Origin of the sequence: Amphritea atlantica (genome assembly GCF_018860855.1) — a bacterium.
GTDB lineage: Bacteria > Pseudomonadota > Gammaproteobacteria > Pseudomonadales > Balneatricaceae > Amphritea > Amphritea atlantica_A.
Map to the genome: position 1 here is coordinate 25,179 of NZ_JAHKQE010000031.1, position 26,715 is coordinate 51,893.

Consider the following 26,715-nt stretch of genomic DNA (forward strand, 5'->3'; position numbering starts at 1 on the left):
CGTACCTATGCATCCACCAAGACACAATCAGATACTTAAAATGCTCTCAGTAGAAACAAGCAACCGGTCGCTGTTGCACCAACACCCGCGATGGATATCAAGTACCCTTGCCACTCTTTCCAGGCAAAAAACTCAATCACCAATAAGCGAAAACCACCTAATAAATGCACCGCTAACAGCCCCACAAGACCCGCTTCTGCAAACTTAACTAGTGGCGCATCAGCCCAGTAAAGAAAGCCATCCAATACATGTTCGCCCTGTAAAATGAGACTCAATACCACAAAGTGGAATGGCAGAAACAAAGCGAGCGCAACACCGGACCAACGCTGAACAAAGGATGCCCAATACTCTTTCTTGTCACGATTCGTCTTCATAGAACTAAGCCTCCCACCGCTGAAATGCCCATCGCACATAAAAATAGAAAAAAGATGATCAGGAAAAAATTTGCACTGATACCACTCCAGCCGATCACTTCACGAGCAACGGTTCGTAAACCGATGGTTGAATGAGTCGCCGCCGCAATCGTAAAAAGGGAATAAAATACGCCTAGCGCATAATTACCGCTGGTTCTTTGGAGAATTTCAGCAGAGGACAGACCTCCCTGAATGGCGATAATCATGCCGGCGAGATGTACGACAACAAAGAGCCCTAACGCCATACCGCTGAGGCGGTGCGCCAACCACAATTTAAATTCAATTCGATTACTCATATTTCCCCCTTCAGCGTCGCAAGGGAAACCGCTTTTTTCAGACCCGCAATAGAACGAGTAGGATTAAGCTGTAAAGGACAGCGCGCAACACATTGAGAGTTGGTATGACAATTCTGACAGCCGCCATCACCACTCACCGCCTTAAGACGTTCAGGGTTAGCAAAATCTTTAGCATCGTTGATCAATGACCAAGCACGGTTAAGAGCTGCTGGCCCAAGGTAAGCAGGGTTAGACTCGACAACATCACACGCTGCATAACAACAACCACAATTGATACACTCAATCGCTTCATCCGCTTTTTGGCGCTGCTTATCATCGGGTTTAATAGGGACAAATTCTGTTACTGGAGAATCCGATGGCTCAAATCGCCCCTTGGCCTCCTGCCACTTCTCGAAGAATGGCTCCATATCGACCACAAGATCTTTTACCACCGGCAGGTTCGATAATGGCTCAAGTTTTAACTCATCATTTTGAACCACAGTGCTCACCAACGTACGGCAGGTCCAACGCGGCTTTCCATTTACCCGCATTGCACAAGACCCACACATACCCACACGACAAGCAAAACGATAGGACAAAGAATTATCAATTGTACGTTGCACGTGAGTCAGTAAATCGAGAATAGTTTGATCCTCAACAAAAGGGACCTGGAAGTTCTCAAAGTTACCGTCTTCACCACCTCGCCAGACTGATACCGTTATTTTTTTTTGATTATTTTCCATACACTTTTACGCCTCACCGAATATGAACTACTGCGGTTTCCATCGCAGTTATTTCGTTAAAACATAATACATCTACAGAAGATCTTATTAATAACGATATATATTTAACAATAACTTAAGATCTGATTAAGTTAAGGCTAATTAAAGCGGTAACAAAGCGATTGAGCTACTTTCTAGCCACGATAAAAAAGAGAATTAAAAATATTAATTCACCCAGGCGGGTTCATATAATAAGAGGAGACTCGCTTCTAACGAGCTGTGGAGGTCTTATAACTTGGTAATATCAGATAGACATACACACGTCTTCATATACATGAAGATAACGAAATATGAGGAATAATAAAGATCCGCATGAGCACAGCACAACATCCAGGTACTCGAAATATCGGGTTGAGTTAGGCCTTCAGATTATTATATTAAGCACTTCAATCAGTTTATTTTGGCACAGAAGCCTCTAGCAACGATTCACGCTCTTTCTTTAACCCTCGCGCCATATCTCGAAACATATTCATTAAGAAAATAACAAAATCCTGATGGCTTTGATTATAGAGATCATGAAAAACAGCAGAGCCCACCCCCAATTCCTCACAATCGATGCTCGCTATTCCATCCCCATGCCGTGGATTCAGTGTGATCATCGCAGAAACACCAACCTGATCTCCTGGTAGGTACTCCCTGACGAAGCGATTCTCACCCGAACTGCTCTGGAATAGACGAATGGAAGCCGTAAGCACAATATAAAATTCATTGGCTGAATCGCCACAGTGAAACAGATGGTCACCGGCCTTTAGCTGAATGGCTTTACCATGAGTTACCAAAAACTTGATTGTTTCTTCTGACAGTGCACCAAACGCAGAAATAGTAGACAGTTTAGCCACCTCAATAGAAGAGGAGAGCATATCGCCAGACATATAAACCTCAAATATCAGATTGTTTCATCATACACGGTGTAGCACGCATCCCAGCAGCTTACCGAAGGGATAAACGATAGCATATATCACATAATCATAGGCAAGCCTCATATTCACGCTGAACATAAGATCGAACCGGACTGAGCTCAGCACGAAGCTAGCACGCTATAGCAGCGACAATAGAAGCAAAGCCCTAGACACAGGACGGCATAATTCAAAGCCTCTTAAACGGTTGTCGAATGACCTCAACGCCTACAACGAAAAGCTCCAAGCCAACCGTGCCGCTAATACACACCCGAACAACAACAGAAACAGCCAAATAATTCGCTGAAATGCTGCTGCATCAAATTTACTAGTTAACCTTTGGCCAATGATTGACGCAAGAATAGCAGCGGGTAGCAATAACAGATACAACCCAAATAAACGCTGAGTGATCAGCCCTGCCGCTATATATGTTATTGGGATAAGTACCCCGCTAATAATATAAAACCCACTAATGGTACTTTTAAACTCACTTGCCCCCCAGCCTCTGAGATTGCCATAGATGCTGAACACGATACCCCGTAATGCATAAGCAGAGCCTAGCATCCCGGCAAGACCTCCAAATAAGTAGCTCCAGCCATCTCCTTTTAATCGAAAGTTCGAAGAGGGCAACAGTTGCCAAGCAGCGATAGTGATTAATAGAAAACCAAGCAACCCTTTAGCAATATCTTCATTTCCAAAACTTAATAACAGCACACCTAATGGAATACCTAATATCGCCGAAAATGATGTTCGCTTTAATGAGCCAAGCTGTAAGGCATGCCTATCTTTCCATAAAGTAAAAAATGAAATCGTTGTAGAGAGTAATAAAATTAATGGTACCGCCTCACGCAATTCAATAAATACGGTCAACAATGGCACTGCAAGCAACCCATCACCAAACCCAATGGCCGCCCTCAATAATAGAGCCAAAAACAGTATTAAAAAGATATAGCCAAGACCACCGATATTGAGTGCAAGCCGTAATGACTCTGTAATATATTCCACTCTTATTTCCTTACTGAAAACACACAAAGACAAGAGCCATATAGTAGCCTATGTAAACACGATGGCTCTCTGGAGCAACATGCAGATCTATCCAGTGATATATAAGACCCCTGCCTTATAAATAGGCCTGTAGAAAAATGCATGAGTGCTTCTTAGCTGAACAAAATATCAGAGACCGCCATACCAGCACTTAGAGGCATCAAGGTACAGCAGCCGTTCTGCTCAATAAAAAATCACTTTTTGCTCAGCTTGCTGGTTCAGTCTCCAGCACCCTCTTTTTAGCCGCACTTGTCTTCTTTGTATCCCAGTGACTCTTAATCAAACAGAATAGTGTGATAGCACTCAACGTCCAGAAACCCCAAGTGATCCAGCCTCTGAAGAGGATATCGAGACTACCGTTAGACATTAACATCGACTGACGAAAATTATCTTCGAGCAACGGCCCCAAGATAAAAGCGATGAGAAAAGGTGCCGCAGGCATTTCAAGCCGCATCAGGAAGTAACCTAACCAACCCAAGGCAAACATGACCATGACATCAAACATAGAGTTGTTAATAGCATAACTGCCAAAAACACATAAAATCAGCACTGCCGGTAAGAGAATCGACTTAGGTACATCCGCTATATACTTGAAGATTCTAATGGCAAAACTACCAAAAAACAGCAGGAAAACAGAGCTTAGAATCAACCCCATAAATAACGCGTACACTAAACTCCCATGGTCTTGGAACAACAGCGGTCCAGGTTGAATACCATGCACCATGAATGCACCGATAATGATGGCCGTGACCACATCGCCGGGAATCCCAAGTGCTAATAATGGTATTAATGTCGAACCACATACACCGTTGTTACCCGCTTCCGATGCAGCAACGCCTTCAATTTCACCTTTTCCAAAGTTATCTTTATTAGGCGATTTACGCCGTGCTTCACTGTAAGACAAAAAAGCCGCTGGCGCTGCCCCAATCCCAGGTATAGACCCTAAGACCGCACCAATCACACCTCCTCTAAAAATGGTTCGAAAGCAGCTTTTATACTCTTGAAAGGTAACATGCGTTCCCCCTAGCTGCCGTACTTTCCCATGCTTATCAGAAGGGCTCATAGCAAAGGTAATAATCTCAGGTAATGCAAATAAGCCAATCAGTACAACAATAAAATTGAGCCCACCCATCAGATTAACATTGCCCATAATGAAACGGTCAGTACCGTATACCAAATCAAGCCCAACGGTCGCTAGCAGTAAACCTAAAGCAGCCGAAACTAGACCTTTCATAAGCTGATTACCAGAGATTCCAGCGATAATCATAAGCGAAAAAACCATCAGCGTGAAAAATTCAGGCGGGCCAAAACCCATAGCAAATGAGGCTAACCAACCCGCAAATAAAATCAGTGCTAAATTAGAAATAATATCCGCCGTACAAGAAGCGTATAGCGCCATCCCTAAAGCCTTACCCGCCTGCCCTTTCTCAGCCATCGGGTAACCATCAAGTATCGTTGCACTCGATGCTGGAGTACCGGGCGTTTTAATCAGAATAGCCGGAATCGAACCACCGAAAATCCCCCCCTTGTAAACACCAAGCAACAGAAGAATACCCACCACTGGCTCTAACGCAAAGGTAAAGGGTAGTGTTAGCGCCACAGCCATCGTTGCTGACATGCCAGGAATGGCGCCACAAACAACACCGACAACAACACCAATAGCAAGCGCGAGTATACTGCCTGATTGAGTAACTAAAGAAAGAGCCTCCAATAACGTATCTAAGAAATTCATGGTAACCTCATAAAATCACTTTGGGGTATATCCACACCCGCAATATGATAAAAAAACATATACAGGGCTATGGGCAGCATCAACCCAACACAGACCGCAGCCACTCGATGTTCAGTTCGACAGATCAACAGAGAAAAGATGAGATAAGCTAAACTTCCTCCCCAAATCATCCCTAATTCAGGCAACAGCAGATAGAAAGCGGCTAAAAAAGCAGCAAACACGGCTAAACGTAGCCACTTACCAATAGCGATCCCCGTTGTCGCTTCTCTCTCTTCTCTGTATAAAAAGGCTTTAATCAGCATGCCTCCACCGAGTAATAACAACATCCATGCAATAGCATTAGGCCAGAACTTAGGGGAAAGGACTGCGTGAGCAACATTATTTGGCGTCATTACCGCAAACGGAATGATATAAAACATTAATGCAAGCGCAGCAAAAAAAAGACAGAAGCCAAAAGATAGATCTTTTTTATTCGTCAACATAAAAACCTCTATGCATAAAAATATAAGCATCTATTCAAGATACTTATACAGAATTAAATTCTCTTAGTTTATTTGCATATCTAATTTTTCAACGATTGTTCGAAAATCAAGATACTGACTCTGAATAAAATCAAATGATTCCTCAGGCCCCATATAGACAACCTGAGATCCAAGCTTCGTCATCGTTTCGACAAACCCAGCATCACTTGTCGTTACTTTAAGCCACTTTTCCCATGCATCTACACTTTCATTACTCAACGACTTAGGTCCAGCAATTCCCGTCCAGCCAACTAACTTTTCTAATTCTGGATGGCCTAGCTCAGCAACGGTAGGCGCATCAATACCTTCAACTCTCTCTTTGGTTGCCACCATTAAAGGTGTCATTTGACCATTTTTGATAAACCCTGCCACGCTAGAGGAATTGGCACATTCAAATGTCGCCGTACCATTCAACACAGCCGTTGCCGCGGCACCACCACCATTCATGGGTAAGTGAATAGCCGTTTCCAGTGGATTCTCAACTCCGAAAGCATTTAAGACCATGACCCCAGCTAAATGCTGTAGCGCACCAACACCCGCTGAACTAAAACTCACTGTTTTTGGCTTCGAGTTAACCAAATCAATAAGCTGCTTCATCGTTGTGATACCGCTATTACTGTTGGTAACACAAACTACTGGATTAAGTTCGTAAATACCCACAAATTTAAAATCGGCTAATGTATAAGGCATGTTACTTTTCATTGCCAAACTAACTGATTGTGAGCCTGTACGTGCTGCAAGCATTTTATAACCGTCACCACGGGCATGAGCCACGGTAACAGAGCCAACCGCGCCACCGCCACCCGTTTGGTTCACGATAACAATAGGTTTTGGCACTTTATCTGAGAGTGTTCGAGCTAAAGCCCGAGCAGAAATATCGGTAGGCCCACCTGTACCAAAAGGGATAACCAAAGAAATAGGCCGTTGCGGATAATCAGCCAGAACAGGGCCAGTAAATACTGAACTAATACCCAATATCAGTGCAGTTTTAATCATTGTTTTTTTAATCATTACCTTAGGGCTACTTAATATCATTTTTATTCTCCTTAAGTAAATAGCTATCACTTCTCCCCTCTCAGTATCAAAACTCAGCGGTTAAAATAACAGAGCTTGTTCATTACAAACTTCTGCCGAAAAGCATAAGCACACAAAGTAACATCAACCAGATTAATGTAAATCTACATTTATTTAACAACGACGTAAGATTTATTGAATATATCATTTATAACGATGCTCAATAAATATCGAAGCATGGTGCCTATTGAGAGTCGATATAACACACAGCCAAACTACTAATATCTAGTTATATCAATTCGAGCACTAATAATAGATTCACCCGAGTTCTCCATAGAATCAGGGACCAGCATCTATAGTTAAGGTATTCAGGAGAGATCTCCAACCCGTACAAGTCATACGAGCATGACCGCTAAGGCATGCCTTTCAGGAACATAGATCTGAACTAGCACTAGGGAGCCAGAAGAAGACATGCACCAAGTTATGCTGATGAGCATAGGTTGACCATAAAGACAGAAAATCTAATTATAATTCCCAAAACGATGCGCTTTGTAAATTTTATCTGATGATAGTACCATCCCTAGATAAAAGCTTACGCTCAGCAATAGGAAATAATAAAAAATGTCTATTCGTCACTTAAAAACCCTCGTTGCTATTGCTGACAAAGGATCATTTATTGAAGCCGCAGAAGCTGTCTTTGTTACTCAAGCAGCCGTGAGCATGCAGATGAAGACGCTGGAAACAGACCTCAATATGCAACTCTTTGACAGAACCCGCAGACCCCCAACACTCAATGAAGCAGGGATGGCCATAGTCCCCAAAGCCAGAGAAATTGTTAGGCATTATGAACAGTTTATGGAAACGCCTGCGATGATGGACAAACTGTCTGGCCAGCTGTCTCTAGGCTCGGTTCCTACGATGTTGACGGGAGTATTACCGACAGCACTCGCCAGTCTTCGCAGCTCTTTACCACAGTTACACATCTCTGTTTCTAGCGCCCTTTCTAGCTCATTAATTACTCAGGTTGATCGCGGTGCTATTGATGCGGCGATTATCAGTGAGCCGCCCTCTGAACGTCCAGGACTTCTTTGGAGCCCTTTTGGCATAGAACCATTAATCGTCATAGCACCCATTGACTCACCAAATGAGTCTGCTGAATGGTTATTAGAAAACAACCCATTCATTCGCTATAGCAAAGCAGCATGGGTGGGACAGATGATCGATAAATATTTACAAGAAGCGGGTATCGTCGTGAACGATACGATGGAACTGAATACACTTGAATCAATCGCCACGATGGTTTATCACGGCTTAGGCGTCTCAATTATTCCACAACGTAATATTCAGTATCCAGGTTCTCTTTCATTAAAACGAGTTCCTTTTACAAACAAGGCTCCCCACCGAATACTTGGACTCATTGAAAAAGAAAATGGCAATAAATCTCATCTGACGAAAGAGTTAATTGCTGAACTCGCACTAGCCATGGGCAAAAATCGCCTATAATTTCAAATGGATACCCATCGTATACATGAGGCTATCGAGGATTCATATACGCTGCCTAGGGAACCTGCGAATAAGTCCCTCCGTATGAGACAATACCTGCCATAGTGTCAGCCAGGATCAGCACATGGAAAATCAGCTCAGCTTTGCCGATTGAGAGTATCGACAGAAGCGCTACCAAACCTGGAAGGAAAAGCTCCTGGCACGGATGGAAACGCTGGTTCCTTGGCAACGGACCGAAGCCGTCATTGAACCCTATTATCCCAAACAGGGTAACGGTCGACGGCCTTACCCACTGACGACGATGCTGCGCATTCACTGTCTACAACAGTGGTACAACCTGAGTGATCCGGCAATGGAATATGCCCTTTATGAAATCGCATCGATACGGATATTTACGAGTCTCTCGCTCGATAAACCAATCCCTGATCACACGACGATTATGAACTTCAGGCACCTACTGGAACGCAATGGACTTGGCCGGCAGATCTTCGAGGAAGTAAACACTGGCTGACTGAGGCTGGTGTGCTGGTCAAGGAAGGCACCCTAATGGACGCCACCATTATTGAGGCTCCCAGCTCAACGAAGAACAAGGCGGGTGAGCGTGATCCGGAGATGCACCAAACTAAGAAGGGTAATCTCTGGCATTTCGGCATAAAAACTCACATTGGAGTCGATGCCAGAACAGGTCTGACGCACAGCCTTGAAACCACTGCTGCCAATGAACATGATTTGAACCAAGCAGACCGATTACTGCATGGTGATGAGCAGTTAGTATTCGCTGAGGCGGACTACCGAGGCATCGATAAGCGGGACAACCTAAAAGACAAAGCCGTTGACTGGCATATTGCGGAGCGGCAAGGAAAAGTCAGGGCTCTTAAGAAACACCCGAGAATCAACAAAGTTCCGATAAACATCGAATATATGAAGGCCAGTATTAGAGCCAAGGTCGAGCATCCATTCAGAATCATAAAATGTCAGTTCGGGTTTACCAAGGCGCGATACCGTGGGCTGATGAAAAACGACAGCAAGTTGGCGACGCTTTTTGCTCTAGGGTAATCCCCCCGAAAAATAAGAGTGCTCAAAAGTAGAATTTTCTCGTAATCTATACGCAGGAAGCATGAATAGCTAAAAAACATTTAACAGAAATCGACTGAAATCGCAGGCCTGCTTAGCGTAATCGGCTACATCCGTGTAGAGCCGTGAGTCACGATCAGCACGATAAATTGCAGCATATCGAACCTGAGGGAGTTTAGGGTGGATGTCTAAGGTTCGAAGCTGCCCTTGCTCAATTAATGAGTTCATGGCCTTTAATGGTAAATAGGTAATACCGAAACCGGATAATGTCAGACCAAGCTGTGCAACTAGATTACTGCTAATTAATGCCTGGCTGGCTTGTACTTTATTTTGTGAAAACCACCGATCGTAGATAAGTCCTGTACCAGACCGCGCACCCTGCATAAGCACGTTAAACTGAGCAATATCTTGCAACGCTATTGGCGCCTGAATATCTGTGTAATCAGGTGTACACATCCAAGCATTTTCTACGGATCCGAGTGGTTGCACCTTAAAACGTGCATCCTCATGAATATCAGGGACAATAATAAAGTCTAGTGAATCATCGCTCATCTTATCGAACAACACAGAACTCAGTTCAACTTGCGGCTCAAGAATTAAGCGTGGATAGTTCTCTTCTATCAATTTTACCAGTTTTGGTAACCACGTTAGTGCTGTCAATTCCGTAACACCAATCCGGAAACGCTTATGCAGTACTTGCGGATTAGCCATACGCTCAAGCATTTCGTCTCGCATCTCAATTAGATCTTTTGCCATCAGCAATAGCTCACTACCTTTTTCTGTAAGCCTGGCATTGCGGCGGGAACGATCAAATACTGACATACCGAACGTCGTTTCTAACTCATTGATTCTTTTTGAAATTGCAGACTGCGTCGTATGTAGTTTTTCAGCGGCTGCTGCGAAATTACCCAACTCTGATATCCAGAATAGCGCTTCAATTTGTTTGAATGTAATCATTATCCGATCGCCTTTTTCTCTAAAAACCCCACTGCGCAACGAGGATCAAGACACTGAATATTTTGGTATATGTCTCAATATTATGGAATCTAGCTATAAGTAGCAGTTCTTTTCCCTAAAGAGATACTTAAGGATAAATATATATCACTTTTTTCGATGATTAGTCTAAGGCTAATTGTAAGAGTTATAGGCAAAGGTGATATTACAAAACCAATATATGAAAAAAAAGACTCAAAAAACATTCTAACTATTCGCTTTTTTTTATGCATTAGCTTTTTTAGACTGATTACCAAGGTTATACAGCATTCGGAAAATCTCAGTTGAGTACTTGCTTTATATCCACCATATCAGTCAGCAGGGTTTATCCATGAAAAACATCCACTCGAAAACTAATGAAGAACTTTATACCTCTCCGTTAAACGCCGACCTGCTAGAGCAGATTCGTTCCCAATTCCATTATGTTGATCATTGCCCTTATGCCGGTAAACGAGTCTATTTTGAAAGCGCGGGCGGCTCCTTAACCTTGAAGTCTGTCATTAAACGTACGACTGAGATAGGAGCAGTACCGGATAATGAGCACCGGAACAATGCAGCCTCAAAAGCGATGAGTACTACTGTTGAGGAGGGGCTAGATAACCTTAGAATGCTTTTTGGTGCAAAAAGCGGCGTCGTCTTTGGTGGGGAAACGGGTACAGAGTGTCTATTCCGGTTGATACGAAGTGCAGCAATTGCCGCTGCCGCTGGAGGTTCCATTCTATCCAGTCCGGTCGAGCACCCTTCAACTTATAGTGCGACACAGCTCTGGGCCGAGAATACTTCACGAGAATGGATTGAGGTCCCGTTTGATACACAAACCGGTGTTGTCAGTGCCCAAGACTACGCCTCTTGTGTAAGACCCGATACTCGTGTTGCCACAGTTATCCACACTAACCCGGTAACAGGAGTGGTAATGGATGTTAAGTCTATCATTGAGGCGATTCGAGCCACGGCCCCTGAGTGTTTTGTGATCGTTGATGGTATACAGCATGCTCCCCATGGCTATCTAGATGTGGAAGATTACAACGCTGATGCTTACGTCATATCGCTATACAAAGTGTACTCCAAATTTAATAACGGATATGCGTGGCTCTCCGATCGAATGAGCCACATTCCTCATGATCGGCTGATAGGCAAACCAGATAATGTCTGGGAGCTTGGTAGTCGTGACCCGTCTGCTTTAGCGGCTATTACAGAGGTCGTTAAATATCTATCTTGGTTAGGCAAACAGTTTACCCAATCAACAAATACAAGAGATCAACTTCGTGCTGCGGGTAAAGCAATGCTCCAGCATGAGCATGTACTTATTTCGACGCTTCTGCACGGCAATAAAAAGCACAAAGGTCTTTTAAATATAGAAGGCGTGACGGTCGTTGGCACCACCGATATTAATCAACGTGAAGGGGTTGTTTCATTTGGTGTCGAGGGCTGGGACGCTGTCAGTCTTGTCTCCGCACTGGATAAGTGTGGGATACGTATCCACGCACGATCAAATGATCTCTACTCCGGAAATATTCTGCGGCCCCTAGGCCTAGAGTCTGTAGCTCGATTTTCCATGGCTCACTATAACACCGAAGAGGAGGTAGAGTTTTTTCTAGCACAGCTTCTAGAAATTATAAAAAAATAAAAACACATCTTTTTTTGTTAATAATAAGGATAAATTTCATGACTACAAAAAATAAACTTTCAAAACTAATCATCTCAACCGCTATTAGTTTAACCGCCGCTCTCAGCACTACGACAGCCAACGCTGAGCAGAACTACATGACTATTGGTACGGGTGGTCAGACCGGCGTCTACTATGTTGTTGGTCAATCAATGTGTCGCTTGGTTAACCGAGGCACTGAAGATCATGGAATCAAATGCACAGCTCCATCAACTGGAGGGTCGGTTGCAAATATAAATGCTATCCGTCAAGGCCAACTAGATATGGGGGTAGCCCAATCAGATTGGCAGTTTTATGCCCTTAACGGCACTAAGCATGACTCTTTCATTGAACAAGGAAAGTTCGAAGATCTACGCGCCTTATTCTCTATTCATAGCGAACCATTCACCGTAGTTGCTCGTGCAGACTCCGGTGTTGAAACGTTTGATGATCTGGTAGGCAAGCGAGTTAATCTGAATAACCCAGGATCGGGCACTCGCGGTACGATGGAAGTGATCATGGCGAAAAAAGGCTGGACCCGCGATTCTTTCAAGTTGGCGGCTGAGCTGAAATCATCTGAGCAGTCACAGGCGCTGTGTGATAACAAACTCGACGTCATATTATCAAATGTAGGTCACCCATCCGGTATCATCAAAGAAGCAACAACGTCTTGTGATACAAAACTGATTCCAGTGACGGGGCCGATCATCGATAAACTAATCGCTGAAAATGACTTCTACGCTCCAGCCATAATTAAGGGCGGTCTTTACAGAGGAAATGATGACGATATACAGACCTTTGGCAACGCTGCAACAATGGTTTCTTCAGCAAAGGTTGATCCCGATACTGTTTACCAGATAGTTAAAGCGGTCTTCGATAATTTTGATAAGTTCAAACGCCTTCACCCTGCGTTTGCCAACTTAGATCAGAAACAAATGATAACAAACGGTTTGTCTGCACCTTTACATGAAGGCGCAATTCGTTACTACAAAGAACAAGGCTGGATGTAATTTATAACTAGCCAAAGAAGGGGTTCCGCACCCCTTTTTTCTTGTTCCTGATTCCAACGCTGGGAGATGAATATGACGAATTTGAACAAGCAAAACAGTAATATGCAAACAGCTATTGATGAAACAGAACTGCAAGAAATGGTGGCAGCTAATGATACCGGCGCACGTGTTCCGCACGGCTGGCAGGGTAAAATTCTGTTAGGAACCGCGCTGGCGTGGTCTCTTTTCCAGTTATGGATAGCATCACCACTTTCCTTTTATGATTGGCCATTGATTGGTAGTTTTGGTATTTTCAACGACACAGAAGTCCGTGCCATTCACTTAGGCTTTGCAATATTTTTAGCCTTTACAGCCTACCCGGCCTTCACCCGCTCGCCACATCACCGCGTACCACTCAACGATATGATACTCAGCCTAGTGGCTGCTTTTTGTGCTTCCTATATCTTTCTGTTTTATGATCAGCTCGTTAGCCGCCCAGGCCTTCCGAATACACAAGATTTAGTAATCTCTGTCGCTGGACTTATCTTATTACTCGAAGCTGCACGCAGAACGCTGGGACCACCATTAATGATGGTGGCTGTTGTATTCTTAACCTATTCGCTGGCCGGCCCTTATATGCCGGATATCATTGCTCACAAAGGCGTAACGCTTAAAGAACTTATCAACCACCAATGGCTAACCACTGAAGGCGTTTTTGGTATTGCACTCGGTGTGTCTTCTGGTTTTGTATTTCTGTTTGTTTTGTTTGGCGCACTGTTGGATAAGGCGGGTGCCGGTAACTATTTTATACAGGTAGCATTTTCCTTATTAGGACACATGCGTGGTGGCCCAGCCAAAGCGGCGGTCGTTGCTTCAGGTCTTACTGGCCTTATATCAGGTTCATCCATTGCCAATGTGGTAACCACCGGCACGTTCACCGTTCCGATGATGAAACGTGTTGGATTTTCTGCTGAAAAAGCCGGCGCAGTAGAGGTTGCTTCATCTGTTAACGGACAGATTATGCCTCCGGTCATGGGTGCCGCTGCATTTTTGATGGTTGAGTATGTAGGTATCTCTTATGTAGAGGTTATTACACATGCATTTTTACCAGCACTCATTTCATATATCGCGCTGGTCTATATTGTGCATTTAGAAGCACTAAAATTAGATATGCAGGGTCTACCCCGTCGCAGCGCGATCAAACCTTGGCACCTTCGCGTTATCGGCTTATTAACAGGCTTCATGGTAACGGCCGCCCTCGCCGCTGTCGTATATTATGGCATTGGCTGGATCAAACCAGTCTTTGGTGAAAATGCGGGATGGATAATCGCTGCATTATTAGCGATAACGTACCTTTACTTGATACGCTATGCCGCAAAAGTGCCCAGCCTAAAATTAGATAGCCCTGATTCGCCTATGATTGAGCTCCCAGAAGTGGGGCCGACGGTTAAGTCCGGTCTACATTTTCTACTCCCCGTGGTTGTGCTGGTATGGTGTTTGATGATTGAACGCTTGTCTCCAGGGCTATCTGCTTTCTGGGCAACGGTATTAATGATCCTTATACTCGTGACTCAACGACCTCTCATAGCTTACTTTCGTCAAGAAGGAGCGTTACTTGATCAACTAAGGAAAGGCGGTAACGAACTTGTTGATGGGCTGATCGTAGGGGCTCGCAACATGATTGGTATTGGTATCGCGACAGCAACGGCCGGTATCATTGTGGGAGCCGTATCACAAACCGGCGTTGGTTCTGTGTTGGCCGACTTGGTTGAGATTCTTTCGATGGGTAACTTGTTACTCATGTTGATACTGACCGCAATATTAAGCCTGATTCTCGGGATGGGATTACCCACTACCGCTAACTACATTGTGGTTTCAGCATTATTAGCACCCGTTGTTGTTACCCTAGGTCAAGAGTCTGGTTTAATCGTTCCGTTAATTGCGGTCCATTTGTTTGTGTTTTACTTCGGTATTATGGCGGATGTTACACCGCCAGTCGGCTTGGCCTCATTTGCTGCAGCAGCTGTTTCCGGTGGTGACCCGATTCGTACAGGCTTTGTTGCCTTTAACTACAGTATGCGCACCGCAGTTCTACCTTTCTTATTCATTTTCAACACCGATCTTTTGCTGATCAATGTGACATGGTCTCAAGGAATAATGATCTTTATTGTTGCCACAGCCGCCATGCTGATATTTACCGCAGCCACTCAAGGGTTCTTTCTTGTTCGCAGCCGTTGGTATGAGTCGATGGCGCTAATGTTAGTCGCATTTTCTCTTTTCCGCCCCGGCTTTTGGATGGACCAGATAATACCGCCTCATAAACAAATAGCGCCAACAGAACTTATTCAAGCGGCTAACTCGATGGTAGCAGGCACTGAATTACGGCTATGGGTTCAGGGTGAAGATGACGTGGGGGACAACCGTTTATTTATGGCTAGCATGGCATTAGGTAATGGAATAGATGGCGCAGCACGGATAGAGTCATCCGGATTAGCCTTGCTCACCAATAATGGCAAAACGGTAGTTGATTACGTCGGTTTTGATAGTCCTGCAGAAAAAGCTGGGCTGGTCTTTGACCAAGTCATTACTTCAGTGGATATACCCCAAGTACAGCCTGCTAAAGAGTGGATCTACATACCTGCATTAGCTTTATTTGCATTGATTTTTTTGCTTCAACGTCGCCGTAAAACATCTAGAGTAGTGTTCTCCAATACAGTGAATGCTAACTAAGGTTTAACCATCCTGACAGATAAGAAATCTGATAACCAGCTATCCACGCTAGGTTGTCAGGTTTGTAGGAGATATGAACGATGTTTAAAAAAGTACTCGTTCCCATTGATTTAAATGAACCCGAATTTGCAGAACATGCATTGAGGCTAGCACTACGTGAAGTAACAGAAAACGGATCTGAGCTACACATGCTCACCGTTGTACCCGGCTTTACTAACTCATTTATCGCAGCCTATTTTAGTGAAAAAGATCACATCAACGCAGTTAAAGATATCGCCCGTAAATTACAGGATTATTCGCATAGAGTGATACCAGAAAGTGTTCATCCCGTCCTCCGTGTATACGAGGGCTCTACAGCAGACACTATTATCAATTACATCACAGCTAAAGAGATTAATCTGGCGATTATGGCGGCTCATCATCGCCCAAAAATCGATGACTTTTTCTTGGGCTCGGTATCTGCCAGAGTGACAGAGCGGGCTAAGTGTTCGATCATATTACTTCGAGATTAAAGACAATCAAATGGACTATACAAGGTCTATCAACGTCGTATATACCCTTAAATCCCAATAAATTCGTATGACTATTGTGCTTGGAATCTAGAGCGTATCAATGATGTGAGAAGGATAATCACCTTTAAGTTACTGTTATCCAGGATAAATAATGAAGATCATAAATACTGAAAATGCGGAGCGCTATAAATGGGGAATTAACTCCATTGGCTGGCACTTGCTTAAATCTGATAGTTTAAGTGTAATCGAAGAGGAGGTGCCTCCAAATGAAAAAGAAGAGCGACATTATCATAACGAATCCCAGCAGTTCTTCTACGTGCTTTCGGGCGTAGCCCATATAGAAATATCAGGTAATATTGTCGAGATCAATTCTGGAAGTGGTATTCACGTTCCAGCTCAAGAGCCTCATCAATTAATGAATAATGGTACTGAGAGCTTACGTTTCTTGGTGATATCACAACCCAAAAGCCATGGAGATAGAGTCAATGCAGAACCTCCGACCCTGTAAATAATTCTGTGTAACTGCTAAGTTCAAATATAATCAGTTAAGCGGTCTTCAAATTCAATCATAAATCGATTCAATGCGGGCTTCCAGTTTCTAATGGGCATCGTCCATTTTTTGGAAGCATCCAGAATCGCCAGATAGATCACCTTTCGTGCGGAGTCATCCGTCGGAAACAGCTTCCTCTTCTTGATCGCCTTACGGATAACGCTGTTGAGAGACTCGATCGCGTTGGTCGTATAGATCGCTTTGCGTATGTCCTGAGGGTAATCGAACAAGGTGTTCAGATTTTCCCAGTGTGCACGCCAAGAGCGGCTAATCTGGGGGTATTTTTCGTCCCATCGATCAGCAAACTGCTCCAGTGCCAGCAGGGCCTCCTCTTCCGTGACAGATTGATAGATTTGTTTGAGATCGGAGGTAACGGCTTTATAATCTTTCCATGGGACGTACTTAACCGAGTTGCGAACCATATGAACGATACAGAGCTGAACCTGTGTTTTGGGAAAGACCGTATTGATTGCATCGGGAAACCCCTTCAGGCCGTCGACACAGGCGATTAGTATATCTTTGACGCCTCGGTTCTGGAGCTCCGTGAGCACATTCAGCCAAAACTTGGCACCCTCATTTTCAGAAATCCACAGGCCTAGCAATTCCTTATGGCCCTCCAAATTAACCCCCAAAGCTAGGTAAATAGCCTTGTTGATGACCTGTTTGTCCTGGCGGATTTTAACCACGATACAGTCAAGATAAATAATAGGGTATACCTGATCCAATGGCCGTGACTGCCATTCAATCACCTGTTCTAATACTGCGTTTGTGACCTTTGATATGAGACTGGCAGAGACATCAGCATCGTACATTTCTTTGAAGGTAGCGACGATTTCACGAGTAGTCATGCCTTTGGCGTACAGGCTCAGAATCTTATCGTCCATTGACGTGAAGCGAGTCTGCTGCTTTTTAACTAACTTCGGTTCAAAGCTGCCATCTCGATCCCGTGGAGCATCAATCTCAATCGACCCATCTTCGGTACGTAAGGTCTTGCTGGAATAGCCATTTCGGCTGTTATCTGAGGAACTTTTAGCATACCTGTCGTAACCCAGATGTTCATCTAGTTCGGCATTAAGGGCCGTTTCAACGGTGACTTTGGTTAGCATCTGCCGGAAGTCATTGAGATCACTTTCAGTTTTAATGCTTTTAGCCGCTTCGCGTGCGAAGGCTTCAGTTGCTTTTTATCCATGTTGCCTATCCTTAGCCATTACTGGCTCTATGATAGGCAGTTACTACATCTCAATAGCTGAGGTTAAAGCACTAATATAACCAAACCGCATGCTGGGTGATTTCTGACGGAAAACGGTGACGTTTGTAGTGGCAAGTTAGTTTATTCAGAAGAGGATTGTTACCCGTTGCGCGTAACTTGTCAGTACTGATCCCCCTCCCAGAAACGCCACTAAAGCCTCTTCAGGCTACATCCTTTCGCCTAATGAGAATCATCAGTAGCGGAATCGTCATACTCATGATCAACATTCGGAACAACTGATGGGTGGCAACAAACAATGCATCGACATCCTGATTCATCGCAATGGCGATCATCACTTCCATGCCACCCGGCGCATAGGCCAGCATGGCCTGAGTCCAGGGAATGGCGGCAACATAGTGAAGAATAGCCGCGAATCCTGCAGAGACCATCAAGGTAATAAGCAAGCCGACTGAAGCGGCCTTAATCTCCGCGATTGACTCATGGATATCAATATTATTAAAACGTGACCCAATTGCACAACCAAGAAACACCATTAAGGAAAGCAGAATCATATCAGGGAAACGCCAGTCCCAATCCATACTCTGTCTCAACAGCAAGGTTGCAACAATCCCACCCACCAGCATCGGCGCGGGGAGCTTAATATGCTTCAGAACCCAGCCAATCAAGGTGGCCAGCGCGATAGTGATGAGCATTCTTTCGGGATGCTCAATATGGAACCCCTGCAGGGAGACGCGGCGTTCTGCGACAGGCAAGAACAGCGGTATACAGAACACTAAAAATAATAAGCGTATGCCGTGTATCAGCGAAATACGGCGTACATTGGCATTCATTTCAGCGGCCATGCTTAGCATAATGGCCAGATTTCCAGGCACTGAACAGAACAGCGCCTCATCTCGACGCCAGCCATGCTGAGCCGCATAGAACCGATATAATATCCACAACAACGAAGCCAGCATCAAACACATCAGTAAAATCGAACCGGCCCAGTGTAGCAACTGATCTACCAAACCACTTTCTATATTGAGTGCGACAGAGATCCCTAGAAATAGAGTAATTACCGAGGAGGTTGAGGCGGGCATCACCACCTGAATATTAGTCACCCCGACCAGAACGACTGTCAGTAGAGCGCCAATCAGCCAAGCCGATGGCAGTCCGAGCCAATAGGCGACACAGCCACCTAGGGCACCAATAATTATCGTTCGAATAACGAGCAACATATTGATAACGTCCAAAAAAATGGGGGGGCCGTAGCCACCCCCGAATATTACATGTTTTACCTAACAATCATGCGTAACTCAGCAAGCAGGTTCAATCCTCAACCTCATTAGCTTTTGCCAGCAGTTTACGCATTTTGATTGAACGCATCAGACTCGGTGCAACAACCGCAACGACCGTGGCAATGGCCATGACATAAGTTATCGGCCCATCAAGTAGTACTGACCAGTCTCCGCCTGAAATAGACAGCGCACGACGCAGATTTACCTCCAACACCTCCCCAAGAACTAAGCCCAGAATGACAGGGGCAAGTGAGAAATGAAGCTTACGCAAAAGAAAGCCAACCACGCCCAGCAGCACCATAAAGAACAGGTCAAAACTGTCGCCATGAATGGAGTAGATACCCACAAAAGTCAGCATCGCTATCACGGGTACAAGGTACGCCTGCCGAATTGACAGTAAGCGAACAAATAGTCCGATCATAGGCAGATTCATCACCAGCAACGCGATATTACCGACAAACATCGAAGCGATCAGACCCCAGGCAATGTCAGGCCGCTGCTCGAATAACAACGGTCCCGGTGTGATATTGAACATCATCAGCGCACCCAGCAAAATCGCCGTCGTGCCACTCCCCGGAATCCCCAGTGTCAGCATCGGCACCATCGCCCCCACCGCAGACGCATTATTGGAAGCCTCCGGTGCTGCCAGACCGCGGATATCGCCTTCACCAAAATGTTCGTTTTTACCTTCGGCAAAACGCTTCTCGGTGCCATAAGCAACCGCACTGGCAATCGAAGCCCCCGTACCTGGCAATACGCCAATCAGGAAGCCCATAACCGTAGAACGAAATACCACCCACTTAACCGCCAGCAGATCAGCGACTGTTACAAAGCTTTTACCAAGCGGACGGACACCGAGGTCATTACGAGCCCAAGATTCAAGCAGAACAAAAATTTCACTGATAGCAAACATACCGATAACCACGACTAAAAAGTCGACGCCATCAAAGAAGTTCGGTATCCCCATGGTGAAACGTAACACGCCACTGCCAGAGTCAATGCCAACGGTTGCCAGCACCAAACCGATGAGCACGCCCACAATGGTTTTAGCCGGTCGAGAGCCGACCATCGTGGCAAGACAAGTAAAGGCAAAAATCATAAGCCAGACATATTCTGATGGCCCAAATTGAACCGCAAACTGACTCAGAATCGGCGCGCAAATCACCATCATCAGCAAAGCGCCCATACTACCCGCAAAGGAGCTAATCGCTGACAGCGCAAGTGCACGACCACCTTCCCCTTTACGTGACAGCGGATAACCGTCAAGAGTTGTCATGATTGCCCCAGCGTCACCAGGAACATTAAGCAGAATACTTGAAATACGGCCACCATACTCAGCGCCATAATAGACGCCCGCCAACAGAATCAGTGCAGATTCTGGTGGTAACCCGAGGGCATAAGCCAGCGGCAACAGAATCGCCACACCATTAATTGGACCGATCCCCGGCAGAGAACCAATCAACGTACCAATAAAACATCCCAACAAAACCAGTAACAGGTTAAGCGGGAGGAAGGCAACACTAAATCCGGTTGCCAGATGACTGAAAACATCCATAGATCTACTCCCTAAAAAACGCCGGCCCACCAGGTGCCAGAAGGAACATTAAGCTGTAGCAGCAAGGTCAGCAGAAAATAGCTGATGACGCTCATAATCAGCGCAAATAACGCAGCCCGCTTCGGCGTTTCGCCAAACAACCAGCTAAAGACACTCCCCACCAGAAAAGTGGCCAGAATAAATCCGGCGCCTTCAAATAGCGCAGCATAGACAATCATTAACACCAGCCCGGCCAGCAATTTCTTCATAATGTCGGCGGTCGGATGCCAGCTGTTTTCATCAGGCTTAATGATTAACCGGACGGAGAAAATCGTTAGCAAAATTCCCAGAATAACGGGGAAGGCTTTTGGCCCCAGAGGCTCATATTGGAAGGGTACATCAAACTGAAGGGCTGCCCAGACGATCAGTCCAGACAGCACCAGCAATATACCCGCAAGAATACGGTCATACATTGCAAATCTCACTTAATAAGGCCTGATTCTTTTGCCAGATCACGCATGTAACCGACACGGTTTTTAACGTAGGCGTCGAACTTATCACCAGACATTTTAAAAGGTATCAGTCCTTTTTCATGCACAGTGTCTAGGAACGCTTCGTTTTCATACGCCTTATCAAACTGCCCTGCCCAATAGTTGTAAGCATCGTCAGAGACATCTGGCCCCAGATAAAAGCCACGCAAAATGGTCCATTCAGCATCAAAGCCCTGCTCTTTCGCAGTCGGAATGTCAGCAAACTCGCCTTCCAGTCGTTCAGGCGCCATAATCGCCAGCATTTTCAGCTTACCGGCCTCCATCTGTCCAACCATCTCACCGACATCACCGGGATAGATCTGAATATGATTACCCATCAGCGCAGCAGTCGCCTCACCGCCACCTTCATAAGGCACATAACGCATCGTTTTTGGATCAACGCCGGATGATTTCATCAGAATAGCGGCTTTCATCCAATCCTGACTGCCGACACCTCCGCCCGCACCGAGAACATATTTAGTCGGATCAGCTTTGACTGCAGCCACTAGCTCAGCCAGAGTATTCCAAGGCGCATCGGCTCTCACAATCACGGCACCGTAATCGACACCGGCAGCACCGACCCAACGGGCAGCGTTTTCATCAAGATTTTTACCAAACTTACCTTGAGCGATATTCAGCAAAGAACCGGAGCTAAATGCCACCAGCGCATTGCCATCATCACGACGGTTAGAGTTGATATAGTTGTACGCTACGGCACCAACACCACCCGGCATAAAGGTAACTGCCATCGGCGTACTCAGTAGATCCGCACTTTTGAAACCGTTAGAGATGATACGACAGGTTAAATCAAAACCACCGCCTGGTTTTGCAGGGGCGACACATTCGGGTTTAGATGGTTCAAATGCAGCAGCGTGCATTGCAGTTGCCAAACCAGCAGCCAGTGCTAGTATACGAAGCTTGAACTTCATGGGGCTCTCCAAATCAGATTTTTTGTTATATATTTTTTTAACAGCGCTCCTAAGAGCCAGTGAAATATAGCCCTGTTAACTGACAACGGTCTGACACGAGCAAAAAAAGCACGCAGATAGATTGCTTGTTGTTACCTCCCGACAGAGATTATTAGCGTTATGCGCATACTCCTTATAGAAGATAATGAAGCGCTGGCCGATGCTACTCAGGAATACTTTCGACAGATAGGACACCCCCTTGACTGGACAGTGTCAGTCGAGATGGCAGAACGCACCCTGTCATGGGATGACTTTGATATGTTGATTCTGGATATCAATCTGCCCGGCCGCAGTGGTTATCAGCTATTACAATCGCTACGCCAGAAGGGCCGGACGATTCCTGTATTGATTTTGACGGCCCGTGCTGAAATTGATGATCGGGTCAGTGCCCTCGATCTAGGCGCCGATGACTACCTAGTCAAGCCGGTAGATTTCAGAGAACTGGCCGCCCGCTGCCGGGCTTTATTACGCAGAGAGCGCGGTGCTGCCAGTAATACAATGGTCTGCGGCAATCTGATTTTTAATCTGGCCACCCATCAGATAACGGTCAACAATCAAGCTGTCGAGTTACGCCTGCGGGAACGGCAATTGCTCGAACTGTTTTTGAAAAATCTTGATCGCGTATTAACCAAAGAGGATATTGCTAATAAGTTATATACCTTTGATGAAGCCAATACCCCCAATGCCATCGAGCAAACATTGACCCGACTGAGAAAAAAACTCTCGGAATCATCCCTGCATATAAAAACGATTCGCGGCCTTGGATACCTAGGTCACATCGATGACTAAAGCCGTTTACTCTCTGCAGCAACACCTAATTACCCGCACCGTACTATTAATGATCATTGTATTTTCAGTACTGAGTGCAGGGGTATGGGATTACGCCAGTCGAGCTGCCGATCTTTCTTATAACCGACTCCTTAACAGCGCCAGTTTATCAATTATTGAAAGGATCTCTGTTCAGGAATCGCAGATCGACCTTGATCTGCCGTATGCCGCCTTATCGATGCTGGAGTTAGCCCCTGATGACAAAGTCTATTACGAAGTCATTGATCACACGGGACAACACCTGACCGGCTACCGCAAAACTCCCTCGCCAGTCGATTATCAGCCTCACAGTGATCCTCAGTTTTTTACCGCAAAGTACAAAGGCGAAGTGGTTAGCTGGGTTGTCCAGAGCAAATTGTTGATTGCACCTGCCGCCAATGGCTGGGTGGTGATTAAACTAGGACAAACCCGAAATGCCCGTAACGAGCTATCTGGTGAGATCTTTTTCAGCTCGCTGGCGACACTGTCTGGCATTTTATTGTTAACAACCTTACTGGTGTGGCTGGGTGTCAGGCGGGCTTTACAACCATTGAGTATCATCTCTGAAAACCTGAAAAACCGCTCGCCAAACGACCTACGCCCGCTAAATACCCCTGCCATTAAGGAGGTTGTCCCGTTGGTAGACGCGATCAATAGTTATCAGCAACAACTACTGCACAATCTGGACACGATGAAAGTCTTTATTGCCGATGCCTCCCACCAGATACGCAGCAGTTTAGGCGGTATACAGGGGCAGTTGGATGTAACGCTGCAGGCCTCTGATACTGAGGAGATCAGAAGCCGGTTAATCAACATTCGCCAGCAACACAAAAAGCTGACACGCCTGACTAATCAATTACTGGCGCATGCATTAGTGACTCACCGAAGTGACAGCATTGAGCCTCGTTTGATCTCACTAAACGCGCTTGTCGAAGCGTTATTAACGGAGACGGTCAGAGATCAGGCGCATACTCAGATCGATTTTTCATATACTGCCAAGACTGACGACATCCGCATTCCGGGCGATAAGGTCAGCTTGAAAGAAGCGCTCAAAAACCTACTTGAAAATGCGGTGCGCTATGGCCCTGACATTAATCAGATTGATATCACCCTGAGCCCCTGTGATGGAAACCTAGTCGAAATTATCATTGATGACAGCGGCCCCGGTATTCCGGGTCATCAACGCCGTCAGGCGATACAACGCTTTTCTCGTCTGAGCTCCGATGTCTCCGGTTCAGGTCTTGGCCTCGCCATTGTCGAAACCGTTATTCAGGCGCATCAGGGCACCCTTAAACTTGAACGCAGTCCATCCGGCGGTCTGCGTGTCCTCATTCGCTTACCCGGTGCACCTCTATGAACTTGCTGTTGCAACGCCTTGCCCTGATTATGGCCCTGATTCCCCATGCAATGCTGAGTCATGCAGAGGAAGCGACCGACCAGCCGTCATCACTGGTCATCTTCAGCGCCACTGACACCTCCGCCATGCAACCGATCATTGATGCATTCAAACACATTTCGCCGGCGATAAAGATTCACTACCACGAGTTTCAAACCAACGAACTATTCAATGCGATTCAGCAGTTACCGGAGGACCAGTTACCGGATCTGGTCATCAGCTCAGCGATGGATCTACAGATCAAACTGGTGAATGATGGTTATGCTCAGCCATTTACTGACCCAGTCACCGAAACGCTCCCCCACTGGGCTAACTGGCGAAATGAAGCCTTTGGCTTCACCTATGAACCGGTGGTGATGGTCTATAACAAACCCGCTTTTCAGGGTATACCTCTGCCAAACACCCATGAAAAGCTGGCACTGGCGATTCGCAGCAACAACGATTTTTTCATGAATCGCATCGGCACCTACGACATTCGGTTATCGGGGGTGGGCTATCTGTTTGCCTCACAGGATGAAATCAACTCCAGTATCAGCAGCCGACTGAAAGAAAACTTAGGTCGCGTCGTCACTAACTTACACTGCTGTAGCAGCAACATAATCGAAGAGACCGCATCGGGAAAACTCGTATTTGGTTATAACGTGATCGGATCGTACGCCATAAAGTATGCCCAAACAGACCCGACAATCGGTATTATTTTTCCAGAAGACTACACCCTAGTGATGAGTCGAGTCGCCTTCATCACCCGGCAGGCGCGTCATGCGGAAAACGCTCGGTCATTTCTGCGCTACCTGCTATCACTGGAGGGACAGCAAGTCATCGCAGACAAGAGCGGCCTGATCGCTCTCCACCCCAACGTGAAGGGACCATTGACTTACAGCCATCTGCAACGGGACTATCCGTTGCGCTTTAAGCCCATCCCTTTAGGCCCTGCGCTGATGGTTTATCTGGATCACCTGAAACAACGACGCTTTATCAATGAGTGGAATAATGCGATCTTATATGATGTATTTGTTCCCTAAGAAGCCGTATCAATAATACAAGAAAGGTGCCCGTCATCTTCATAATAATGGGTGATATTGGCTCCCGAACTTAGGTAGAAAAATTAAGTGTGCCACTACACGCTAATACTGATTATGGTGTCTCCCAAACCTATAACTTCTAAAGCTCTTGATAAGAACCTCAATATTCCGCCTACACGATTTTCAAATTTCAACGAGATTACTTCTCTTATTTCTTTCCGGCCTGAGGACAACTCGCGTTTCGCGACTGAGCGCGATTATGAGATTAATGATGATAGAGTTATGCACAAACACACCGACAACCCTTTAATAACAATAACTATTTGTTTTATTAATGACATCTATAAGATAAATATAATTTATCAAAAACAGAACACTCTCTATATTTTAAACATCAGAAAAAACCTGATTGAAACCGGATAAAAATATAAATTCACCTAGGTTCCATATAAAGAGTATTAAAAATGAAATTTAATTGGTTAGCCTCAGCTGCTCTACTTGTTGCCACATCCTCCCTACAAGCTGCTGAAGTATCTGGCACTGTAACCTTCACGAATGATTATCGTTTTAACGGTATATCACAGACGTCTGGAGACCCTGCATTACAAGGAAGTCTTGACCTAGGCTTTGAAAATGGTATCTATGCCGGTATATGGGGAAGTAACATTAACTTTGCTGACAATGACAATACCAATTTAGAAATAGATTATTATATCGGCCGTTACGGCGAGATCACTGATGATCTTTCTTACGACGCAACCCTTTATTACTTCCAGTATCATGGCGAAGATTACGATATCGATTATGCAGAATTGGACCTAAGTCTGTCTTATAAAGATTTCACAGTGCTATATGCATACGCTCCTGATTACATCAACGAGAGTGATGATTATCATTATATTGCTCTAGACTACAGCACCGCTATTACTAATTACGTCAACCTAGATCTACATGGCGGCTACACCTTTGGTGATGCTTATAAACATGCAGAATATTCTGACTATTCCGTCGGGCTTTCAGGCAATGCAGTAGGTTTAGATCTGTCTTTAGCTTACCTTGTCAACGATATTGATGGCTCTACGACTGACGATTATGATGACAACGCAGTTGTCTTCAAAGTATCGCGTACTTTCTGATCTGTCTCCCCTTCAGGACAGACAAGACCGGTCATTTGACCGGTTTTTAGGTTTCACTCTGCAGATAAAGCGCCGTGTACTTACTAAATATTTCTGTCGAAGTAATACTCTAGTCCATCCGATCAGGTGACTGCAGCAGCAATGTAAGCGATCAGTTAACAA

The 26,715-nt window shown here is 45.3% G+C and carries 24 protein-coding genes and 1 pseudogene; 11 read left to right on the forward strand and 14 right to left on the reverse strand.

Annotated features, from left to right (window positions below):
- Positions 1–35: 35 nt before the first annotated feature.
- The 8 genes from KO512_RS14970 to KO512_RS15005 form a co-directional block, all read right to left on the reverse strand.
- Positions 36–374: a hypothetical protein gene (locus KO512_RS14970; RefSeq protein ID WP_215953162.1), complete on the reverse strand. Its 339-nt coding sequence runs from the start codon at positions 372–374 to the stop codon at positions 36–38.
- The gene (locus KO512_RS14975) at positions 371–709 is read right to left on the reverse strand and encodes a hypothetical protein (RefSeq protein ID WP_215953163.1); all 339 of its coding nucleotides are present in this window, start codon (positions 707–709) and stop codon (positions 371–373) included. The genes KO512_RS14970 and KO512_RS14975 overlap by 4 nt, the downstream gene beginning before the upstream one ends.
- Positions 706–1,431, reverse strand: a complete 726-nt coding sequence (locus KO512_RS14980; RefSeq protein WP_215953164.1) for a succinate dehydrogenase/fumarate reductase iron-sulfur subunit — start codon at positions 1,429–1,431, stop codon at positions 706–708. Before KO512_RS14980 ends, KO512_RS14975 begins: the two co-directional genes overlap by 4 nt.
- Positions 1,432–1,865: 434 nt before the next feature.
- Entirely contained in the window at positions 1,866–2,342 is a 477-nt protein-coding gene (locus KO512_RS14985) for a Crp/Fnr family transcriptional regulator (protein WP_215953165.1), read from the reverse strand.
- 252 nt (positions 2,343–2,594) lie between these two features.
- Positions 2,595–3,371 carry a sulfite exporter TauE/SafE family protein gene (locus tag KO512_RS14990; RefSeq protein ID WP_215953166.1) on the reverse strand — a complete coding sequence of 259 codons (777 nt, stop codon included), beginning with the start codon at positions 3,369–3,371 and terminating at the stop codon, positions 2,595–2,597.
- Positions 3,372–3,615: 244 nt separating this feature from the next.
- Positions 3,616–5,142 (reverse strand): tripartite tricarboxylate transporter permease, encoded by a 1,527-nt coding sequence (locus KO512_RS14995; protein WP_215953167.1) that lies wholly within the window; start codon positions 5,140–5,142, stop codon positions 3,616–3,618.
- A complete protein-coding gene (locus KO512_RS15000) occupies positions 5,139–5,621 on the reverse strand; it encodes a tripartite tricarboxylate transporter TctB family protein (RefSeq protein ID WP_215953168.1) in 483 nt (160 codons plus the stop codon). Before KO512_RS15000 ends, KO512_RS14995 begins: the two co-directional genes overlap by 4 nt.
- A 66-nt stretch (positions 5,622–5,687) precedes the next feature.
- Complete coding sequence (locus KO512_RS15005; protein ID WP_215953169.1) at positions 5,688–6,698, reverse strand: Bug family tripartite tricarboxylate transporter substrate binding protein; 1,011 nt, start codon at positions 6,696–6,698, stop codon at positions 5,688–5,690.
- Positions 6,699–7,298: 600 nt separating this feature from the next.
- Between KO512_RS15005 and KO512_RS15010 the strand changes: the two genes are divergently transcribed.
- Entirely contained in the window at positions 7,299–8,180 is an 882-nt protein-coding gene (locus KO512_RS15010) for a LysR family transcriptional regulator (protein ID WP_215953170.1), read from the forward strand.
- A 205-nt stretch (positions 8,181–8,385) separates the two neighbouring features.
- Positions 8,386–9,236, forward strand: a pseudogene (locus tag KO512_RS15015) (IS5 family transposase).
- Positions 9,237–9,305: 69 nt separating this feature from the next.
- Here the strand turns inward: KO512_RS15015 and KO512_RS15020 are convergent.
- Positions 9,306–10,211, reverse strand: coding sequence for a LysR family transcriptional regulator (locus KO512_RS15020; protein WP_215953171.1), 906 nt, complete (start codon positions 10,209–10,211; stop codon positions 9,306–9,308).
- 367 nt (positions 10,212–10,578) lie between these two features.
- On the opposite strand from KO512_RS15020, the gene KO512_RS15025 reads away from it, so the two are divergent.
- The 5 genes from KO512_RS15025 (at position 10,579) to KO512_RS15045 (ending at position 16,631) form a co-directional block, all read left to right on the forward strand.
- A complete protein-coding gene (locus KO512_RS15025) occupies positions 10,579–11,874 on the forward strand; it encodes an aminotransferase class V-fold PLP-dependent enzyme (protein ID WP_215953172.1) in 1,296 nt (431 codons plus the stop codon).
- A 38-nt stretch (positions 11,875–11,912) separates the two neighbouring features.
- The gene (locus KO512_RS15030) at positions 11,913–12,902 is read left to right on the forward strand and encodes a TAXI family TRAP transporter solute-binding subunit (protein ID WP_215953173.1); all 990 of its coding nucleotides are present in this window, start codon (positions 11,913–11,915) and stop codon (positions 12,900–12,902) included.
- A 72-nt stretch (positions 12,903–12,974) separates the two neighbouring features.
- Complete coding sequence (locus KO512_RS15035) at positions 12,975–15,611, forward strand: TRAP transporter permease (RefSeq protein ID WP_215953174.1); 2,637 nt, start codon at positions 12,975–12,977, stop codon at positions 15,609–15,611.
- 80 nt (positions 15,612–15,691) lie between these two features.
- On the forward strand, positions 15,692–16,123 hold the full coding sequence (locus tag KO512_RS15040) for a universal stress protein (protein WP_215953175.1): 432 nt from the start codon (positions 15,692–15,694) through the stop codon (positions 16,121–16,123).
- Between the two features lie 151 nt (positions 16,124–16,274).
- Positions 16,275–16,631 carry a cupin domain-containing protein gene (locus tag KO512_RS15045; protein WP_215953176.1) on the forward strand — a complete coding sequence of 119 codons (357 nt, stop codon included), beginning with the start codon at positions 16,275–16,277 and terminating at the stop codon, positions 16,629–16,631.
- 23 nt (positions 16,632–16,654) lie between these two features.
- On the opposite strand, the gene KO512_RS15050 is transcribed toward KO512_RS15045, so the two are convergent.
- The 5 genes from KO512_RS15050 to KO512_RS15070 all read right to left on the reverse strand — a co-directional run bounded on the left by KO512_RS15050 (position 16,655) and on the right by KO512_RS15070 (position 22,153).
- Positions 16,655–17,815 carry an IS256 family transposase gene (locus tag KO512_RS15050; protein ID WP_215953184.1) on the reverse strand — a complete coding sequence of 387 codons (1,161 nt, stop codon included), beginning with the start codon at positions 17,813–17,815 and terminating at the stop codon, positions 16,655–16,657.
- Between the two features lie 268 nt (positions 17,816–18,083).
- A complete protein-coding gene (locus KO512_RS15055) occupies positions 18,084–19,100 on the reverse strand; it encodes an AbrB family transcriptional regulator (protein WP_215953177.1) in 1,017 nt (338 codons plus the stop codon).
- A gap of 91 nt (positions 19,101–19,191) precedes the next feature.
- Positions 19,192–20,715, reverse strand: coding sequence for a tripartite tricarboxylate transporter permease (locus KO512_RS15060; protein ID WP_215953178.1), 1,524 nt, complete (start codon positions 20,713–20,715; stop codon positions 19,192–19,194).
- 11 nt (positions 20,716–20,726) lie between these two features.
- Positions 20,727–21,179: a tripartite tricarboxylate transporter TctB family protein gene (locus tag KO512_RS15065; RefSeq protein WP_303492897.1), complete on the reverse strand. Its 453-nt coding sequence runs from the start codon at positions 21,177–21,179 to the stop codon at positions 20,727–20,729.
- Positions 21,176–22,153: a Bug family tripartite tricarboxylate transporter substrate binding protein gene (locus KO512_RS15070; RefSeq protein ID WP_215953179.1), complete on the reverse strand. Its 978-nt coding sequence runs from the start codon at positions 22,151–22,153 to the stop codon at positions 21,176–21,178. Before KO512_RS15070 ends, KO512_RS15065 begins: the two co-directional genes overlap by 4 nt.
- 159 nt (positions 22,154–22,312) lie before the next feature.
- Between KO512_RS15070 and KO512_RS15075 the strand changes: the two genes are divergently transcribed.
- From KO512_RS15075 to KO512_RS15090, 4 genes are all read left to right on the forward strand, one after another.
- Entirely contained in the window at positions 22,313–22,981 is a 669-nt protein-coding gene (locus KO512_RS15075) for a response regulator transcription factor (RefSeq protein WP_215953180.1), read from the forward strand.
- Positions 22,974–24,356, forward strand: coding sequence for a sensor histidine kinase (locus tag KO512_RS15080; protein ID WP_215953181.1), 1,383 nt, complete (start codon positions 22,974–22,976; stop codon positions 24,354–24,356). Before KO512_RS15075 ends, KO512_RS15080 begins: the two co-directional genes overlap by 8 nt.
- Entirely contained in the window at positions 24,353–25,417 is a 1,065-nt protein-coding gene (locus KO512_RS15085; RefSeq protein WP_215953182.1) for an ABC transporter substrate-binding protein, read from the forward strand. The genes KO512_RS15080 and KO512_RS15085 overlap by 4 nt, the downstream gene beginning before the upstream one ends.
- Before the next feature lie 464 nt (positions 25,418–25,881).
- A complete protein-coding gene (locus tag KO512_RS15090) occupies positions 25,882–26,553 on the forward strand; it encodes a TorF family putative porin (RefSeq protein WP_215953183.1) in 672 nt (223 codons plus the stop codon).
- The last annotated feature ends 162 nt before the right edge of the window (positions 26,554–26,715 follow it).

Bases quoted from the DNA above. Each gene is read 5' to 3' on its own strand.
- KO512_RS15090 (WP_215953183.1), top strand. From the start codon at position 25,882: ATGAAATTTAATTGGTTAGCCTCAGCTGCTCTACTTGTTGCCACATCC.
- KO512_RS15070 (WP_215953179.1), bottom strand. From the start codon at position 22,153: ATGAAGTTCAAGCTTCGTATACTAGCACTGGCTGCTGGTTTGGCAACT.
- KO512_RS15005 (WP_215953169.1), bottom strand. From the start codon at position 6,698: ATGATATTAAGTAGCCCTAAGGTAATGATTAAAAAAACAATGATTAAA.
- KO512_RS14975 (WP_215953163.1), bottom strand. From the start codon at position 709: ATGAGTAATCGAATTGAATTTAAATTGTGGTTGGCGCACCGCCTCAGC.
- KO512_RS14985 (WP_215953165.1), bottom strand. From the start codon at position 2,342: ATGTCTGGCGATATGCTCTCCTCTTCTATTGAGGTGGCTAAACTGTCT.
- KO512_RS15080 (WP_215953181.1), top strand. From the start codon at position 22,974: ATGACTAAAGCCGTTTACTCTCTGCAGCAACACCTAATTACCCGCACC.
- KO512_RS14980 (WP_215953164.1), bottom strand. From the start codon at position 1,431: ATGGAAAATAATCAAAAAAAAATAACGGTATCAGTCTGGCGAGGTGGT.
- KO512_RS14995 (WP_215953167.1), bottom strand. From the start codon at position 5,142: ATGAATTTCTTAGATACGTTATTGGAGGCTCTTTCTTTAGTTACTCAA.
- KO512_RS15075 (WP_215953180.1), top strand. From the start codon at position 22,313: ATGCGCATACTCCTTATAGAAGATAATGAAGCGCTGGCCGATGCTACT.
- KO512_RS15020 (WP_215953171.1), bottom strand. From the start codon at position 10,211: ATGATTACATTCAAACAAATTGAAGCGCTATTCTGGATATCAGAGTTG.
- KO512_RS15060 (WP_215953178.1), bottom strand. From the start codon at position 20,715: ATGGATGTTTTCAGTCATCTGGCAACCGGATTTAGTGTTGCCTTCCTC.
- KO512_RS15010 (WP_215953170.1), top strand. From the start codon at position 7,299: ATGTCTATTCGTCACTTAAAAACCCTCGTTGCTATTGCTGACAAAGGA.
- KO512_RS15055 (WP_215953177.1), bottom strand. From the start codon at position 19,100: ATGTTGCTCGTTATTCGAACGATAATTATTGGTGCCCTAGGTGGCTGT.
- KO512_RS15040 (WP_215953175.1), top strand. From the start codon at position 15,692: ATGTTTAAAAAAGTACTCGTTCCCATTGATTTAAATGAACCCGAATTT.
- KO512_RS14970 (WP_215953162.1), bottom strand. From the start codon at position 374: ATGAAGACGAATCGTGACAAGAAAGAGTATTGGGCATCCTTTGTTCAG.
- KO512_RS15045 (WP_215953176.1), top strand. From the start codon at position 16,275: ATGAAGATCATAAATACTGAAAATGCGGAGCGCTATAAATGGGGAATT.
- KO512_RS15085 (WP_215953182.1), top strand. From the start codon at position 24,353: ATGAACTTGCTGTTGCAACGCCTTGCCCTGATTATGGCCCTGATTCCC.
- KO512_RS15035 (WP_215953174.1), top strand. From the start codon at position 12,975: ATGACGAATTTGAACAAGCAAAACAGTAATATGCAAACAGCTATTGAT.
- KO512_RS15025 (WP_215953172.1), top strand. From the start codon at position 10,579: ATGAAAAACATCCACTCGAAAACTAATGAAGAACTTTATACCTCTCCG.
- KO512_RS15030 (WP_215953173.1), top strand. From the start codon at position 11,913: ATGACTACAAAAAATAAACTTTCAAAACTAATCATCTCAACCGCTATT.